The sequence below is a fragment of the Antarctobacter heliothermus genome (genome assembly GCF_900188425.1).
Lineage (GTDB): Bacteria > Pseudomonadota > Alphaproteobacteria > Rhodobacterales > Rhodobacteraceae > Antarctobacter > Antarctobacter heliothermus.
The window spans coordinates 49,764-64,218 of the sequence record NZ_FZON01000018.1 but is presented as its reverse complement, the minus strand read 5'-3'; the positions used below and the strand labels follow the sequence as shown (position 1 = coordinate 64,218).

19 protein-coding genes are annotated in these 14,455 nt (G+C 61.5%); 16 read left to right on the top strand and 3 right to left on the bottom strand.

Annotation, left to right across the window (positions count from 1 at the left end; translation table 11 throughout):
* Window positions 1–303: 303 nt before the first annotated feature.
* From CHB90_RS11350 to acpS, 4 genes are all read left to right on the top strand, one after another.
* Window positions 304–1,056: a pyridoxine 5'-phosphate synthase gene (locus CHB90_RS11350; protein ID WP_089277987.1), complete on the top strand. Its 753-nt coding sequence runs from the start codon at window positions 304–306 to the stop codon at window positions 1,054–1,056.
* Between the two features lie 87 nt (window positions 1,057–1,143).
* On the top strand, window positions 1,144–1,977 hold the full coding sequence (locus CHB90_RS11345) for a 2OG-Fe(II) oxygenase (RefSeq protein ID WP_245823227.1): 834 nt from the start codon (window positions 1,144–1,146) through the stop codon (window positions 1,975–1,977).
* 85 nt (window positions 1,978–2,062) lie between these two features.
* Complete coding sequence (locus tag CHB90_RS11340; protein WP_089277986.1) at window positions 2,063–2,524, top strand: hypothetical protein; 462 nt, start codon at window positions 2,063–2,065, stop codon at window positions 2,522–2,524.
* Window positions 2,525–2,550: 26 nt separating this feature from the next.
* Entirely contained in the window at window positions 2,551–2,952 is a 402-nt protein-coding gene (acpS, locus tag CHB90_RS11335) for a holo-ACP synthase (protein WP_089277985.1), read from the top strand.
* On the opposite strand, the gene CHB90_RS11330 is transcribed toward acpS, so the two are convergent.
* Entirely contained in the window at window positions 2,953–4,698 is a 1,746-nt protein-coding gene (locus CHB90_RS11330; protein ID WP_170941043.1) for a right-handed parallel beta-helix repeat-containing protein, read from the bottom strand.
* On the opposite strand from CHB90_RS11330, the gene CHB90_RS11325 reads away from it, so the two are divergent.
* The 4 genes from CHB90_RS11325 to rnc all read left to right on the top strand — a co-directional run bounded on the left by CHB90_RS11325 (window position 4,690) and on the right by rnc (window position 7,942).
* Window positions 4,690–5,349 (top strand): hypothetical protein, encoded by a 660-nt coding sequence (locus CHB90_RS11325; RefSeq protein ID WP_170941042.1) that lies wholly within the window; start codon window positions 4,690–4,692, stop codon window positions 5,347–5,349. The genes CHB90_RS11330 and CHB90_RS11325 overlap by 9 nt on opposite strands.
* 100 nt (window positions 5,350–5,449) lie before the next feature.
* A complete protein-coding gene (gene lepB / locus CHB90_RS11320; protein WP_089277982.1) occupies window positions 5,450–6,283 on the top strand; it encodes a signal peptidase I in 834 nt (277 codons plus the stop codon).
* A 10-nt stretch (window positions 6,284–6,293) separates the two neighbouring features.
* Window positions 6,294–7,262, top strand: a complete 969-nt coding sequence (lepB, locus tag CHB90_RS11315) for a signal peptidase I (RefSeq protein WP_089277981.1) — start codon at window positions 6,294–6,296, stop codon at window positions 7,260–7,262.
* Window positions 7,259–7,942 (top strand): ribonuclease III, encoded by a 684-nt coding sequence (gene rnc / locus CHB90_RS11310; protein WP_089277980.1) that lies wholly within the window; start codon window positions 7,259–7,261, stop codon window positions 7,940–7,942. Before lepB (CHB90_RS11315) ends, rnc begins: the two co-directional genes overlap by 4 nt.
* Here the strand turns inward: rnc and CHB90_RS11305 are convergent.
* Complete coding sequence (locus CHB90_RS11305; RefSeq protein WP_089277979.1) at window positions 7,929–8,597, bottom strand: thermonuclease family protein; 669 nt, start codon at window positions 8,595–8,597, stop codon at window positions 7,929–7,931. The two genes, rnc and CHB90_RS11305, sit on opposite strands and share 14 nt — an antisense overlap.
* A gap of 138 nt (window positions 8,598–8,735) precedes the next feature.
* Between CHB90_RS11305 and CHB90_RS11300 the strand changes: the two genes are divergently transcribed.
* The 4 genes from CHB90_RS11300 to recO all read left to right on the top strand — a co-directional run bounded on the left by CHB90_RS11300 (window position 8,736) and on the right by recO (window position 11,811).
* On the top strand, window positions 8,736–9,635 hold the full coding sequence (locus CHB90_RS11300) for a DMT family transporter (RefSeq protein WP_089277978.1): 900 nt from the start codon (window positions 8,736–8,738) through the stop codon (window positions 9,633–9,635).
* Window positions 9,636–9,706: 71 nt separating this feature from the next.
* A complete protein-coding gene (gene era / locus CHB90_RS11295; protein WP_089277977.1) occupies window positions 9,707–10,615 on the top strand; it encodes a GTPase Era in 909 nt (302 codons plus the stop codon).
* A gap of 1 nt (window position 10,616) precedes the next feature.
* A complete protein-coding gene (locus CHB90_RS11290; protein WP_089277976.1) occupies window positions 10,617–10,946 on the top strand; it encodes a DUF1491 family protein in 330 nt (109 codons plus the stop codon).
* 133 nt (window positions 10,947–11,079) lie between these two features.
* The gene (gene recO, locus CHB90_RS11285) at window positions 11,080–11,811 is read left to right on the top strand and encodes a DNA repair protein RecO (RefSeq protein ID WP_089277975.1); all 732 of its coding nucleotides are present in this window, start codon (window positions 11,080–11,082) and stop codon (window positions 11,809–11,811) included.
* Here recO and CHB90_RS11280 read toward each other — a convergent pair.
* Window positions 11,780–12,181, bottom strand: a complete 402-nt coding sequence (locus CHB90_RS11280; RefSeq protein ID WP_089277974.1) for an META domain-containing protein — start codon at window positions 12,179–12,181, stop codon at window positions 11,780–11,782. The genes recO and CHB90_RS11280 overlap by 32 nt on opposite strands.
* A 92-nt stretch (window positions 12,182–12,273) precedes the next feature.
* Here CHB90_RS11280 and pgsA point away from each other — a divergent pair, with 92 nt between their 5' ends.
* From pgsA to CHB90_RS11260, 4 genes are read left to right on the top strand one after another with little or no spacing between them, the layout of a single operon-like run.
* Entirely contained in the window at window positions 12,274–12,939 is a 666-nt protein-coding gene (pgsA, locus tag CHB90_RS11275) for a CDP-diacylglycerol--glycerol-3-phosphate 3-phosphatidyltransferase (protein ID WP_089277973.1), read from the top strand.
* Window positions 12,939–13,184, top strand: a complete 246-nt coding sequence (gene moaD / locus CHB90_RS11270; RefSeq protein ID WP_089277972.1) for a molybdopterin converting factor subunit 1 — start codon at window positions 12,939–12,941, stop codon at window positions 13,182–13,184. The genes pgsA and moaD overlap by 1 nt, the downstream gene beginning before the upstream one ends.
* Before the next feature lie 3 nt (window positions 13,185–13,187).
* Window positions 13,188–13,631, top strand: coding sequence for a molybdenum cofactor biosynthesis protein MoaE (locus CHB90_RS11265; protein ID WP_089277971.1), 444 nt, complete (start codon window positions 13,188–13,190; stop codon window positions 13,629–13,631).
* Between the two features lie 48 nt (window positions 13,632–13,679).
* Entirely contained in the window at window positions 13,680–14,450 is a 771-nt protein-coding gene (locus tag CHB90_RS11260) for an FCD domain-containing protein (protein ID WP_089277970.1), read from the top strand.
* Window positions 14,451–14,455: the final 5 nt, after the last annotated feature.

The window sequence follows — 14,455 nt, the reverse complement described above, 5'->3', positions numbered from 1 at the left end:
AACCTATATTGCGACCAACTCGCAAAAGTCAACGCTATTGCGAGGCATTCTCAATTAGTCCGGGCAAAGGAACCAGAGCCTGAGGCAGCCTGCCTGTTTTTTGGGCATTTAGACATCGCCCATACAAGGTTCTCGGTGGACACAATGTGTCAAGGGACACGCTTCGCAGACCGACGCCCTTCAAGCTGATCGGCGGCGATGCCGGTTTGACAAGAGAAGTGGCCGGACGCGCGCTGAATTCGCACTTTCCTTTCTGCCGTCGCCAATCTAGCTTTTGATCAAATTGCAGATCGGGAGAGCGCCATGACCCCCAACGCCGGACCCTTGCGCCTTGGCGTCAACATCGACCACGTTGCCACCGTGCGCAACGCGCGTGGCAGCGCCTATCCCGACCCGGTGCGCGCTGCGAAACTGGCCGAAACCGCCGGTGCGGACGGCATCACCGCGCATCTGCGAGAAGACCGCCGCCACATCTCGGACGCGGATATCGACGCGCTTATGGAGCATCTTACGGTGCCGCTGAACTTTGAGATGGCCGCCACCGACGAGATGCAAAAGATTGCCCTGCGTCACCGCCCCCATGCTGTGTGCATCGTGCCGGAAAAGCGCGAAGAGCGGACAACCGAAGGCGGGTTGGAGGTCGCACGCGAGGAAAACAAGCTGGCGCATTTCATCGCACCGCTGCGCGAGGCGGGATGCCGGGTGTCTATCTTTATCGCCGCCGACCGCCGTCAGATCGAGGCGGCGCACCGGATTGGCGCTCAGGTGATCGAATTGCACACGGGTGCCTTTTGCGATCTCCACGCCGAAGGCCGGTTTGACGAGCGCGACACCGAACTGGAGCGGATGCGCGAGATGGCCGGATTTGCCCACTCGCTGGGTCTGGAGGTGCACGCGGGCCACGGGCTGACCTATGACACGGTCAAGCCGGTTGCCGCCTTTCCCGAGGTGATGGAATTGAACATCGGCCATTTCCTGATCGGCGAGGCGATCTTTCTGGGACTGGGCCCGGCCATTGCCGAGATGCGGCGTTTGATGGATGACGCGCGCGCCTGACGCGGATTCGATAAGTTTGTCACCATTTTCTTGCCGCAAACGGGCTGTATGAACGCTGCATCGCGCCTGTCAGAAAAGGGTATCGCCATGCCAGTCATCCAGATGGATCCCGAAACACTTGCCATCGACGCCGCTGTGGCCAAGGCCGCTGGCGCGCGGGTTGGCGCCGAGTACCAAGCCCGCCAGCCCTATCCTTACGGCTGTTTCGACGACTTCCTGCCCGAAGAGGTTCTGGACCGCGTGCTGCAAGAGATCCGCACCCTGCCCGAGGCGGAAACCATGTTCGACAGACCGCAGGAAAAGCTGAAGTCCAGCTACCTGCCCGAACGCCTGCCGCCCTACACGCGCAACCTGTTCTATGTGCTGAACTCGCGCCCGTTTGTGCGCTTTCTCGAAGAGATGACAGGCATCAGCGGGTTGATCCCCGATCCGTACTTTGCGGGTGGCGGTGTACATGTGGTGGCCAATGGCGGGCATCTGGATATTCACGCGGATTTCAATCACAACGCCAAGCTGAACCTGGAACGCCGCCTGAACATCCTGATTTACCTGAACAAGGACTGGAAAAAGGACTACGGCGGATCGTTCGAGATCTGGAACACCGACATGACCGCGCAGGTCGACAGCTTTGTCCCGATCTTCAACCGGATGTGCTGTTTCAACACCGGGTCTGATACATGGCACGGCAATCCGGAAACGGTGAACCATCCCGATGGAGAGCCGCGCATGTCGATGGCGTTGTACTATTACACCGCCACCTGGGACTACACGCGCAAATCCCACACCACCCTGTTCAGGCCGCGGCCGGGCTCGCAGGACCAGATCGACAAACAGGTAAAGCGCGCCGACAGGTTGCAGGAAATTCTGCCGCCGGTGATTTTTCGTAAGGTGATCGGACGCCTGCAACGGCTGGGCTTTTAGGGCAGGTCGGGAAAACCCGTCCTCGCTTTGCCACACGGATCGGCCTACGGTTTCACGGAACCCCAGACAGCCCTGGTGATCCGCGATGCTCCGTTTTCTGACCGTCCTGCCCCTTGTCCTGTTGCCCGCGCTCGCAGCCGCACAAGAAGACCCCGTTGCCACTGTATCGGACTGCGAGTGGCAGGCGAGCGCGTGGAACCTTGCCGAACCATGGGAACAGAACACCCGCACGTTTTCCAACGGCAAGACGCGGCTGGCGGTGCTGGACACCATCGAACCCGCCATCGCCTGGGCGCATATCCTTGTTCTGTCCCCGCCCTACAGCGAAATTGGCGACCGTCAGTGCAAGACGATCGGTTTGGATGGCATGGGGTTTGGCGGGATCAGGTTTGAAGAACTGACCTCCAGCTATGATCCGGCAACGGGGCTGAGTTTTACCGTGCCGGTGCAGGCCTATAACATGGCCATTGGCGATATCGACTGGTACAGCCTGCGCTTCACGCTGAATCAGGCAACGGGTGAGATCTCAACCGGCTTGTCGCAGTAAATCACCCGCGCAGGGACATATTGCAGATGATTCTTGGCATCGGCACCGATCTGGCCAACATCGACCGCATCGCCGGCACGCTGGAGCGGTTCGGTGACCGCTTTCGCAACCGCGTCTTCACCGAGGTGGAACAGCACAAGGCAGAGCGCCGCCGCGATGTGGCAGGCACCTACGCCAAACGCTGGGCCGCGAAAGAAGCCTGTTCCAAAGCGCTGGGGACAGGCCTGCGCATGGGCATCGCGTGGAAGGATATGGCCGTCAGCAACCTGCACACCGGCCAGCCGGTAATGGAGGTGACAGGCTGGGCGCGCGAACGGCTTGACGCGATGACCCCTGCGGGGCACGAGGCGATCATCCATGTTACCCTGACCGACGATCACCCCTGGGCGCAGGCCTTTGTGGTGATCGAAGCGCGGCTGAAGGGCTGACTATTCCTGATTGTCGCGGCGGATGACATCGCCGGCCGTTATTTCGACATCAAACGCGCCACGCACGTTGCCGCGCAGATCATTGCCGACGATGGTGCCTTTGCCACCGTCATAGATCTCAATGGCATGGTAGGTATTGCCAGAGATCACGTTGCCGCGCAGTTCCGGATCTGCCTCGGACCCGATCGAAACGCCATTTTGGGCATTGCCGTAGATCTCATTCTCTTCCAGCAGGCCACGGCCCTTGTCGTGAATAAAGACGCCGCTGTATTTACCACCACGGATTACATTGCCGCGCAGCACCGGATCCGCCGCTATTCGGATCTCGACGTTAGAAAAGGCATTGCCGAAAATCTCATTGTTCTCCAGCAGGCCACGGCCCCTTTCATAGATCATGGCCCCTCCCTGCTTTCCATCGCGGATCACATTGCCGCGCAGCACCGGGTCAGCATCGGTCTTGATAGAAACCCCTGCAAGGCCATTGCCGTAGATCTCATTCTTCTCCAGCAGGCCACGGCCCTTGTTAAAAACCAAGACACCTCCCTGCTTTCCATTGTGTATCACGTTGCCGCGCAGCACTGGATCCGCCCTTTTGTGGATTGCCACAATGGCCCACCCCAGCGAGGTGAGATCGCAGTCTTCCAGCAGTGCAGAGCCGCCGTCAAAATTGACGCTGTGGAATTTTCCGCCCAACTGACGCAGGCTTAGATTGGCGATGCGGCCGGACCCGGCAGTCCAATGGATGACAGCATCGTCCTTGGCCTCCCAGATGATCTTGTCCCGATCTCCGATCCCGACAAGGTCAAGAGCTTTGTCAACATCAACACCTCCTTGATAGGTGCCGGGGTAAATCTCTATCCGTGCGCCCGGTTCAGCTGCCTTGACCGCATCAGCGATGGTGCGGAAATCGCCGGACCCATCCTGTTTGACAGTCATCGCCACAATTGGGCCGATTGAGGGGTTGGGCTCAACCACCTGTTTGGGTACGCGATTGGCCACAGCCATCTTCGCCAGCATGGCCGCCGCGCTCCCGGCCGCCGCCGTCCCGTCAAACTCCGACACGATTGCCTCCAGCAGTGCACGCTGCCAGGCGTCATCGGTGATCTGCAGAGCCAATACGAGCCAGTCGGTCGCATGTTCGTCGCGCGTTTTCTGCTTGGGCTGCATTAGCGCCAGCAGGCGTTTGGCCTGTCGCGCGGCCTGCGTGCCGTCAAAGTCACGCCCGACCTGATCCAGCGCCGCCTTTCGTCGCGCAGGATCGGCGATCTTCCCGACCGCCTCCAGCGCCGCAAGCGCCTCGGAGTCGATGTCCCGTTCGGGCAATGCCTGCAACATTCCCGCGGCCCTTGCCGCCACCTTTGTGCCCGGATAACGCGATGCAACGTCTTCCAGAACGGTCCTTTTCCGGTCCAGTCCCCGCAGCGCCAGGACTCCGTCCAGCCTGCCCTCGACCACGTTTAGCGGCTCGAAGGCCAGTCCCAGCGCCAAGTTCACCGGGTCAAACTTGAACCCGATGTTGAACCCGTCCAGCCTGCCCCGGGCATCGGGTTTCACATCTGTGCCCTGATGCAGGCCCACCACGACGCGTTCATCCGCATCCAGAATCAATGCGCCCGAAGACCCACCGAAAGTTTCACACATGTGCCGCAGGTTGGGGGCATGATCCGGTAGGTCCGATTGCTCTCTGGCCACGGCGCAGGTGCCCGAGGAAAACTGCGTGGGCTGGGCAATCGGGTGATGAATCATCAACAGTGCATCCCGCGGCTGTGTTCGCGTTTGAAAAATCAGTGGAATATGCCCGCCCATCGCTCCGTTGGCGTCGCCGTTGACTTGCAGGATAATCGCATCAACGTCCGTGACAGAAGCAACTTCGACAGGCAACACATCAAAGCTTTGGACATCGCCAATGAAGTCCACCTGACGAAAGTCGAAGTGCACCTTCACTGCCTCGATTTCGGTGAATCCCAACGCGGCGACACGGTCATCAAAATAGCAGTGCCGGGCCGTGATCAGCTGGTTGTCGGGCAAAAGGGTGGCCGTGCAGAGTCCGACGAACTTGTCACTCTTGACCCTGAACCCGCCGACCGGATCAAGGTATTCGACCTGCCGCCCATCGGACGTCCGCAGGCAAACATCCAACCGCCCGACAAATCGCGCCAGATCCTTGACCTCTTTCTGGGCCCTGCGAATAGGCTGCCAGAGGCCCCCAGCCTGCTCTGCCTCGTCAAGAAGGAGTTGTTTGAAGGTGGCTTCGAATTGCTTGGTTCTGTCCAGCCGGAAGTCACATGCGTCCTAGGCATGGGCCTGAACACCCAAACCCGCCAGAAGCAAGGCAAGCAACAAACAAAATCGAATCACCGCAATTACTCCGGCTTGGAAATCACTGACGCAGCGTAAGGTCCACCCGGCCATCCGGTCAACGGCGGGACCTCCCGCCTTGACACGCCCTGCCCTGCCGCCCATGAAACGGCGGAACGACAGGCAAGGGGCTCGCCATATGGCAACCGAAGAGAAAAAAGGCGGTCTCTGGGAGACCATCAAGACGATTGTCTACGCGCTGCTGATCGCCGGCGTCTTTCGAACCCTCCTGTTTCAGCCGTTCTGGATTCCATCGGGGTCGATGAAGGACACGCTGCTGATTGGCGATTTCCTCTTTGTGAACAAAATGGCCTATGGCTATTCCTACGCCTCCTGCCCCTCTGTCATCATTCCGCGCATCGGCATCAACGTGGACGCGCAGGATCTGTGCGGTTGGGCCGACGGCGACAACAAGCGCCTGTTCGGCGGTGAACCGCAGCGCGGCGATGTGGTGGTGTTCCGTCACCCGGTTTCCGGGCGCGACTTCATCAAGCGACTGGTGGGCCTGCCGGGAGAGCGTATACAGATGCGCAACGGCGTGCTGCACATTGACGGCCAACCGGTCGAAATCACCCCGGACGGCACATTTGAAGAGCTCGCCGCCCCGCAAGGGCCGCAGGGTCTGCGGCCGCGCTGTGCCAATGGCACGGTTGGTGACGGCGCCGCCTGCATCAAGGAAAAGCTGATCGAGACGCTACCCGGCGGGGTCAGCCATTCTATCCTGAATATTTCCATGCAGGGATCGGACAACACGCCGATCTATACGGTCCCCGAAGGCCACTACTTTTTCATGGGGGACAACCGGGACAATTCCTCTGACAGTCGCGTTCCCAGCATCGCCAACGGCGTGGGCTTTGTCCCCTATGAGAACCTGATCGGCCGGGCCGACCGGGTGATGTTCTCATCGGCGGGCCGCTCGATGCTGTACTTCTGGACATGGCGCGGCGATCGGTTCTTTGAAAAGATCGACTGAGCCAACGACCATGGGCTTTGTCCGCGAGGCACTGCACTGGCACGGCCTGACAGGGCGCGGGCGGTTTGCACTGGCCGTCATCCCTGTTGCGGGGCTGGTGGCGGCACAAACTCAGGCGCCGCCCCTCAGTATTGCGGGGGCCGGCATCTCCTTGGTGTCGGCGCTGGCGATCATGCTGTTCTTTGGCCATGCCCGTCGGCGGTTGCGCGCCATGGGCTGGTCCGGCAAATGGATGTGGGCGCTGGTGGTCCCGCTGCTGTCGCTGATCCTTGTCATCGTCATGCTGGCGCGCCGCACTCGACCCGAGGCCGCTCCGGGCCCGTTCAACCGTGGTGGTCGCGCACTGGTCTGGGGTCTGGTCGCGTTGATGGCCAGCCGGGCACTCTGGGCTCCCTTCATCATCCCGACAGGCAGCATGTCGCCAACCCTGCAACCCGGTGACTATGTGCTTGCCACCCGCAGATTCGCAGCCCCACGGCGCGGCGATGTCGTGATCTTCCGTCATCCGGTCTCGGGGCAGGATTTTCTCAAAAGAGTGATCGGCTTGCCGGGTGACACGGTGCAGATGCGGGACGGCCTTGTGATCCTGAACGGCACTCCGGTGCCGCAGGCCACAGCCCCGGACTGGACCGAACCTTATCGCGCCACCGCAATGGGCACCCGCCCTCTATGCGTCACGCCGGTGATCGAAGGTGACATTTGCAGCAAACTAGCCGCAATCGAAACATTGCCCGGCGGCCCGTCCTACACTGTGCTCGATGTCGGGGGCATGGCCACCGATTTCACTGCCTTGGTAGAGATCCCCGAGGGGTTTGCCTTTGTCCTCGGAGACAATCGCGACAACTCACTGGACAGCCGGATCGCGCAAAGTGCGGGAGGCGTCGGCCTTGTCCCGGTTGCGGCGGTTGCGGGCCGGGTCCGTCTGGTGCTCTATTCTCGTGAAGGGCGCGACGGGCGCGTGCTGAGGACTGTCGAATGAAATTATCCGCAGAACTGACCACTTTACAGGGCGCGCTGGGCCATCATTTCGCTGACCCGCGCCTGCTGCTGCGCGCGGTGACACACGCCTCGCGCTCGGGTCCGGGACGCGAAGACAACCAGCGGCTGGAGTTTCTGGGCGACCGTGTTCTGGGTCTGGTCATGGCAGAGGCGCTGCTGGAACGGGATCGTGCCGCCGCCGAAGGCCAGCTTGCGCCACGCTTCAACGCATTGGTGCGCAAAGAGACCTGCGCCGATGTCGCGCGTGAGATTGGGCTGGGGGACGCGTTGAAACTGGGCCGCTCGGAACAGTTGTCGGGCGGGCGGCGCAAGCAGGCATTGCTCGGCGATGCGATGGAGGCGGTGATTGCAGCCGTATATGTCGATGCGGGCTTTGACGTGGCGCGAGCCTTGATCCTGCGCCTCTGGGGCGCGCGGATCGACGGCGTGGACGAAGACGCCAAGGACGCCAAGACCAGCCTGCAGGAATGGGCACAGGCACGCGGCCTGCCGCCGCCCGCGTATGTCGAAACCGGGCGCAGCGGACCGGACCACGCGCCCGTTTTTACCATCGAGGCAAGGCTGCCATCGGGTGAGACGGCGCAGGCCACGGCAGGATCGAAACGGCAGGCCGAGCAGATGGCCGCCAAGGCGCTATTGGAGGAACTCACGAATTCTTGACACCTTTTTCGGCTTGGCGATTTTCGAAGGCTTCCCAGACATGCATCCGCCCTTTCTGGCGCGCGTCGGCCAACCACATCTTCTTTCGGGCGTTGGGGATTTCAAACTTGGAATAAACCCCACCTGAAAACTTCGGCCAATCAATCGCCAACCCCTGCTTCACCATCTCCGCAGATAAATCGCGTCCGTCCGGCAGATGACATCTAGCGACAGTGCGTCCATGGGCATCCTGAGAGAGTATTTCGGCCTGCACAGATTGCCCTTTGCACATCCGAATTAGTGCCCATTTGGCCTTTTTCCCAAAAGGATGGTTCATTTCGGGTGCATCAATGCCATACAGCCGGATCTGCGTCTTCCTAACCACGACTGTATCTCCGTCCACGACATAGGCTGGCCCCTCTATGACCACCGGGGGCTCTTCAACCTCTACATCATCGTCTGGATCAAAGGGCTGGGTTGTAACCGGAGCCACCCAATCTGCAACCTCAACATTTTCTTGCGTCGAAGGGCTAGATGGTGCGGTCGAAGTGGCCCTCGGCGAGGACCAGGAATCACGACCCCGTTTCGCCGCTCGCGCCGCTCGTTTAACTCTCTGGACAATCGCAATCACAAAAACCACCAGGATAATTGTTAGCAGGCCCCCAAATTCATTCATAAAAGTCAGTCTCCTGAAACTCTGTCTGACATCAAACAGAATCAGATAACCCCGCAGGATGCAAAGGGCTTGCCGATAAACTTGTCCGCTCTGTCAACCGCCACCAACATGAATTGTCCCCGCTCACCGGAGTTCCCAATGACAGACAACCAGCGCGGCGCGCTCTACATGATCCTCGCCATGCTGGGATTCGGAATCGAGGATGCCTTTTTCAAATCCGCCACCGGCTCTGGCGGGATCACCCCCGGAATGGGCACCTTACAATTCGGGTTGCTGGCCATGGCACTTTACGCCCTCTACGCCCGTCTGAGCGGCGTGCCGGTCTGGACGCGCGACTACCTGCGCCGCGGGCTACTTGTCCGCACTGCGTTTGAGATCACGGGCCGTCTCTTCTTTGCGCTGAGTCTTGCCTACACACCGCTGTCGACCACTTCGGCCATCCTTCAGGCCGCACCGCTGTTTGTCATGCTGGGCGCGGCGGTTGTCCTAAAGGAACGCATCGGCCCGCGCCGCTGGGCCGCCATGGCCGTGGGGTTTCTGGGCGTACTGCTGATCGTGCGCCCCTCGCCTTCCGGGATCGAAGCGAACGCTGTCCTTGCCCTGCTTGGCATGATCGGCTTTGCCGGACGCGATCTGGCAACCCGCACCGCGCCAATGCATGTCCACGCGGCGCAACTGGGGGTGCTGGGCTTTGCCGTGGTCAGTGTCGCGGGCCTCGTGATCCTTGCCTTTGAACCCGGTGCCCCGACCCTGCCGACACCCTGGGCCGCCGCGCTGATCTGCGGCACCGCGCTGTGCGGCGTTGCGGGCTACACCGCGATGACCTTTGCCATGCGCACCGGAGAGGTCGGCGTCGTCGCCCCCTTCCGCTACAGCCGCCTGATCGTGGCTCTGATCCTGGCCTACACCCTGTTTGGCGAACGCCCCGATACAATGACCCTTGCCGGGGCGGCGCTGATCGTCGGCGCGGGGATCTACTCGCTGCTGCGCGAAAGACGCGCGCACGGTCAGACAAGCGTCACACCACGGCACCGCTAGGAATTTCGCTGGCCTTGACGCCGCAAATCCCCTAACACACGTTTTTCCTTGGCCCATCTCCGGATTCCCCTATGACCACACGCGCCGGTTTCATCGCCCTGATCGGAGAGCCCAATGCGGGCAAATCCACGCTCACCAACTACATGGTGGGGGCCAAGGTCAGCATTGTCACCCACAAGGTGCAGACCACCCGCGCCCGCATTCGCGGCGTGGCCATGGACGGTGACAGCCAGCTGATCTTTGTCGACACGCCGGGCCTGTTCAAACCGCGCCGCAGGCTGGACCGCGCCATGGTCGCCGCCGCTTGGGGTGGGGCTGCGGATGCGGACGTGATCGTCCTGCTGATAGAGGCCCATCGCGGCGTGACCGAAGGGGTGGAACGCATCCTCGAAGGGCTCGCCGACCTGCCCAAGGGACGCAAGATCGCCCTTGCCATCAACAAGATCGACCGAGTCGAGGCCCCCGTCCTGCTGGCCCTGACCAAGGACATGAACGACCGGTTCGCCTTTGCCCGGACCTTCATGATCTCCGCCGAAAAAGGCTACGGCATTGACGAGTTGCGCACATGGCTCGCCGCCGAAGTGCCCGAAGGTCCATGGCTCTATCCCGAAGATCAGATCGCCGACCTGCCCATGCGCATGATCGCGGCTGAGATCACGCGCGAAAAGCTGACCCTGCGCCTGCATCAGGAACTGCCCTATCAACTGACGGTCGAGACCGAGAACTGGGAAGAGCGCAAAGACGGCTCTGCCCGCATCGATCAGATCGTCTATGTCGCCCGCGACGGCCACAAGGGCATCATCCTTGGCCACAAGGGCGAGACGATCAAGGCAATCTCCAAGGCATCGCGTGAGGAACTGACAGAATTCCTTGGCCGCCCCATCCACCTGTTCCTGCAAGTCAAAGTCCGCGAAAACTGGCTGGAAGAAAAAGAACGCTACTCGGAAATGGGGCTGAACTTCAAAGACGGCAACGCCTGACATGGTACGCCTCACCGCGCGTTTCTGGGTTGATGCCTACCTCGCCCGGCTGCGTCTGATGGATATCCCTGCTTTCGTCATCGCCCATGGCGATGACAATGCTGGCGCCGTTCTGGTCAAGCTGAACACGCTCGACGGACAGGCCCGCGCCTTTACCCGTGGCTTCGACTTGATGACCGGCGACCGTAAATGGACCGACCTTGCCAAGGGTGCCGAACGCGATGTCGACGAGTCGATCACCCGCCAACGCCGTTTCGACCCCGACCTCTGGGTGATAGAGGTTGAGGACAGACAAGGCCGCCACCTGCTCGACGATCCCTCTCTCGCCTGACCTGCAGGCTTCTTCCTGGTCCAAATACTCACCCCCCGAGGCCCCGCAAGGGGCCGAGACAAACAGCGCAGCCGCAGGCTGCTCCGCTGGATCACCGCTTGCCAAAGCATGCCCGTATCCCGATCCTGCAACCATGGACTGGCGCGACACCGGCATCTTGCTCAGCACGAAAAAGCACGGCGAAACGTCGCTGATCCTCGACGTGTTCACGCCCGGACATGGCCGTCACGCGGGCGTTCTGCGCGGCGGAACCTCGCGCAAACTGGCACCGCATCTGCAACCCGGCGCGCAACTGGATCTGGCATGGCGCGCACGGCTGGAGGATCACATCGGCAGCTACACTGCGGAACCGCAACGTTCGCGCGCTGCGGCGGCGCTTGGCGACCGGGTGGCGCTGGCGGGGCTCAATGCGGTGACCGCGCTGCTGGCGTTCTGCCTGCCGGAACGAGAACCGCACCCCGCGCTCTACCAGCGCTCAGAGGTGCTGCTGGACCTGCTCGACCGCCCAGATCTCTGGCCGCTTGCCTATCTGCAGTGGGAACTCGCCCTGCTGGATGAAATGGGCTTTGGCCTTGATTTGACCTCTTGCGCCGTCACCGGCGCAACAGAGGGCTTGGCGTTTGTTTCCCCCAAGACCGGCCGTGCGGTGACGTCCATCGCCGCCGGTGACTGGGCCGACCGCCTGTTGCCTCTGCCGCCGATCCTACTGGGACAGGGAGAGGCCGAGGACACGGAAATCCTCGACGCTTTGGCCACAACCGGGTTTTTCATGGAAAACCGTCTGGCCCCGGACCTGCGCGATAAGCCACTGCCTGCCGCGCGATCGGCGCTGATCACTCGTCTGAGGGCGCGGGCAGCCGGATGAACACCAATTCGCGGCCTGCGGGATCGGTCAGCACCAGATCATCTTCACGCATCGCGCCGTGCTGCACGGACTGCAAGGCCATGAAAAACAGATGCTCCTGCCCCAGTTCCGGACAGGCCCGCCGGGTCGACCGCAGAGGGCCCACCGAAATCTTGGGCCAATCGCCCTCCACCCGTCCGGAGAACCCGTTGCACGGGCCAGAGCCGCTCACGCGCCCGGCCTGTGACAGGTCCAGCTCCGCGCGCGCCGCAAAGGGCGCATCGCCGATCCGTTGCAGGGCCCAACGGCCATCCACCGGGCCATCCATCATATCATCCTGCGCAATGGCAGGGCCCGCCAGAACCAGCAGGGCAAACAATGCTTCACGCATAGACACCTCATTGCCATCCCGATCAATTTGGGTCTTTCGACTCCTTTCGGCAAGCCTTCCCCCTCCTCGGAGAACGGGTTAGGAAGGCGTCGATGAAACTCACATTGCCCAACCTCCTGACCATCCTGCGCCTGCTCGCCGCGCCCGGCGTTGCGGTGATGTTCCTCTATTTTTCGCGCCCACTGGCCGACTGGGCGGCGCTGATCCTGTTTGCCGGGGCCGCCATGACCGATTGGCTGGATGGCCATCTGGCCCGCAGCTGGCAACAAGAAACCAAACTGGGCGCCATGCTGGACCCGATTGCCGACAAGGCGATGGTGGTCATCGCTCTGATGGTCATCGTCGGATTTTCGTCATGGTCCCCGTGGCTTGTTCTGCCAGCGACCATGATCCTCTTCCGTGAGGTCTTTGTCTCGGGGTTGCGGGAATTTCTGGGTGACACGGCGGGCACACTGAAGGTGACCAAGCTGGCCAAGTGGAAGACAACCGCGCAGATGGTCGCCATTGCGGTGCTGTTTGCACAGGGTATTTTTGAACACTACCTTGTGATGTCCAGTATGGGGATGGGCGATGAGATCATCGGTCAGATTCTTGACGGCGAACGCGCCGACGAATTTGGCCTGCGCTGGAAATTGCAGGGCATGATCTGGTCCGGCAACGGCGGATTGGCTCTGCTCTGGCTGGCGGCGGCTTTGACGTTGATCACCGGATGGGATTACTTCCGCAAGGCTCTGCCGCATCTGAGGGAGGACAAGTGATGGACGTGCTGTATTTCGCATGGGTGCGTGAACGCATTGGGCTGCCGCGCGAAACGGTCCAGACCCAGGCCACAACCGTGGCCGATCTGGTTGCCGAGTTGCGCGCGCGCGAAGACCGTTACGCCGCCGCCTTCGAGGATCTGAGCGCGCTGCGCGTGGCCGTCGATCAGGAACTGACCGATTTCGACGCGCCGCTGGCCGGTGTCCGCGAGGTGGCCTTTTTCCCGCCGATGACGGGGGGCTGAGCCATGCGCATCGTTGTGCAGGACGCCCCGTTTGACTTTGGCGCAGAGGCCGCCGGTTTTGCCGCCGGGCGTCACGACATGGGGGCTGTTGTCACCTTCACTGGCATCGTGCGCGACCGTCCAGGCGGCGGCTTGCAGGCCATGGAGATCGAACACTACCCCGGCATGACCCAAAAGGCGCTGGAACAGATCACGGTTGAGGCCATTGATCGCTGGTCATTGGGCGACGCGCTGGTGATTCATCGCTTTGGCCGATTGGAGCCGGGCGAACAGATCATGATGGTCGCAACCGCCGCGCCGCATCGCAAGGATGCCTTCGAGGCGGCGGAATACCTGATGGACTACCTGAAATCCCGCGCGCCGTTCTGGAAAAAGGAATACTGCGCGGAAACCGGCACATGGGTCGCCGCCAAGGATGAGGACGAAGCGGCGCTGACGCGGTGGTAAGACCCCCGTGGTTTTGGTAAAAATCCCTTACCGTGCGAAGGAACCACCATGCCGTTCGAAAAAGTCCAATCCGAAAAGCTTTCGCATGCCGTCGTTCGGCAAATCGAAAAGCTGATCCTGCGCGGGGTTTTGCGCCCGGGCGAGCGCTTGCCGTCCGAGCGAGACCTGTCGGAACAGATGGGCGTCTCTCGCCCTTCGCTGCGCGAAGCGGTGGCGGAATTGCAGGCACGCGGCCTGCTGACCTCCCGCGCAAGCGCGGGCATCTTTGTGACAGAGGTTCTGGGCAGCGCCTTTTCGCAACCCTTGATCCAGCTATTTGCAAACCATGACGAAGCCGTGTTCGACTACCTGTCCTTCCGCCGCGACATGGAAGGACTGGCCGCAGAACGCGCTGCGATCTACGGCACCGACTGCGATCTTGCGGTGATTGCAGCGGTCTTTGCCAAGATGGAAACCGCACACACCAAGCGCAACCCGACCGAAGAGGCGGGTCTGGACGCGGAATTCCACCTGGCGATCATCGAGGCCAGCCATAACGTCATCATGCTGCACATGATGCGGTCGATGTATCAACTGCTGCGCGAAGGTGTGTTCTACAACCGCCAGATCATGTTCAAGCAACGCACGAGGCGCGACACCCTGCTGGAACAGCACCGCGCCGTGAACGATGCGTTGCAGGCCCGCGATCCCGCCGCAGCGCGCACCGCCGTCGAGGCGCATCTGAACTTTGTCGAGGCCGCGCTAAGCGACAACCGCGAAGCCGAAAAGAACGAGGCCATCGCCCGTCAACGCCTGCGCCGCGAGACGGAGCGGGGCTGACCCCG

What these genes read in the sequence shown, in the direction of transcription:
- CHB90_RS11280 (WP_089277974.1), bottom strand. Translation starts at nt 12,181, where the DNA reads ATGCGTGAAGCATTGTTTGCCCTGCTGGTTCTGGCGGGCCCTGCCATT.
- CHB90_RS11325 (WP_170941042.1), top strand. Translation starts at nt 4,690, where the DNA reads ATGAATCATCAACAGTGCATCCCGCGGCTGTGTTCGCGTTTGAAAAAT.
- CHB90_RS11350 (WP_089277987.1), top strand. Translation starts at nt 304, where the DNA reads ATGACCCCCAACGCCGGACCCTTGCGCCTTGGCGTCAACATCGACCAC.
- CHB90_RS11290 (WP_089277976.1), top strand. Translation starts at nt 10,617, where the DNA reads ATGGTACGCCTCACCGCGCGTTTCTGGGTTGATGCCTACCTCGCCCGG.
- moaD (WP_089277972.1), top strand. Translation starts at nt 12,939, where the DNA reads ATGGACGTGCTGTATTTCGCATGGGTGCGTGAACGCATTGGGCTGCCG.
- CHB90_RS11265 (WP_089277971.1), top strand. Translation starts at nt 13,188, where the DNA reads ATGCGCATCGTTGTGCAGGACGCCCCGTTTGACTTTGGCGCAGAGGCC.
- CHB90_RS11260 (WP_089277970.1), top strand. Translation starts at nt 13,680, where the DNA reads ATGCCGTTCGAAAAAGTCCAATCCGAAAAGCTTTCGCATGCCGTCGTT.
- era (WP_089277977.1), top strand. Translation starts at nt 9,707, where the DNA reads ATGACCACACGCGCCGGTTTCATCGCCCTGATCGGAGAGCCCAATGCG.
- lepB (WP_089277982.1), top strand. Translation starts at nt 5,450, where the DNA reads ATGGCAACCGAAGAGAAAAAAGGCGGTCTCTGGGAGACCATCAAGACG.
- CHB90_RS11340 (WP_089277986.1), top strand. Translation starts at nt 2,063, where the DNA reads ATGCTCCGTTTTCTGACCGTCCTGCCCCTTGTCCTGTTGCCCGCGCTC.
- lepB (WP_089277981.1), top strand. Translation starts at nt 6,294, where the DNA reads ATGGGCTTTGTCCGCGAGGCACTGCACTGGCACGGCCTGACAGGGCGC.
- CHB90_RS11305 (WP_089277979.1), bottom strand. Translation starts at nt 8,597, where the DNA reads ATGAATGAATTTGGGGGCCTGCTAACAATTATCCTGGTGGTTTTTGTG.
- rnc (WP_089277980.1), top strand. Translation starts at nt 7,259, where the DNA reads ATGAAATTATCCGCAGAACTGACCACTTTACAGGGCGCGCTGGGCCAT.
- acpS (WP_089277985.1), top strand. Translation starts at nt 2,551, where the DNA reads ATGATTCTTGGCATCGGCACCGATCTGGCCAACATCGACCGCATCGCC.
- CHB90_RS11345 (WP_245823227.1), top strand. Translation starts at nt 1,144, where the DNA reads ATGCCAGTCATCCAGATGGATCCCGAAACACTTGCCATCGACGCCGCT.
- recO (WP_089277975.1), top strand. Translation starts at nt 11,080, where the DNA reads ATGGACTGGCGCGACACCGGCATCTTGCTCAGCACGAAAAAGCACGGC.
- CHB90_RS11300 (WP_089277978.1), top strand. Translation starts at nt 8,736, where the DNA reads ATGACAGACAACCAGCGCGGCGCGCTCTACATGATCCTCGCCATGCTG.
- CHB90_RS11330 (WP_170941043.1), bottom strand. Translation starts at nt 4,698, where the DNA reads ATGATTCATCACCCGATTGCCCAGCCCACGCAGTTTTCCTCGGGCACC.
- pgsA (WP_089277973.1), top strand. Translation starts at nt 12,274, where the DNA reads ATGAAACTCACATTGCCCAACCTCCTGACCATCCTGCGCCTGCTCGCC.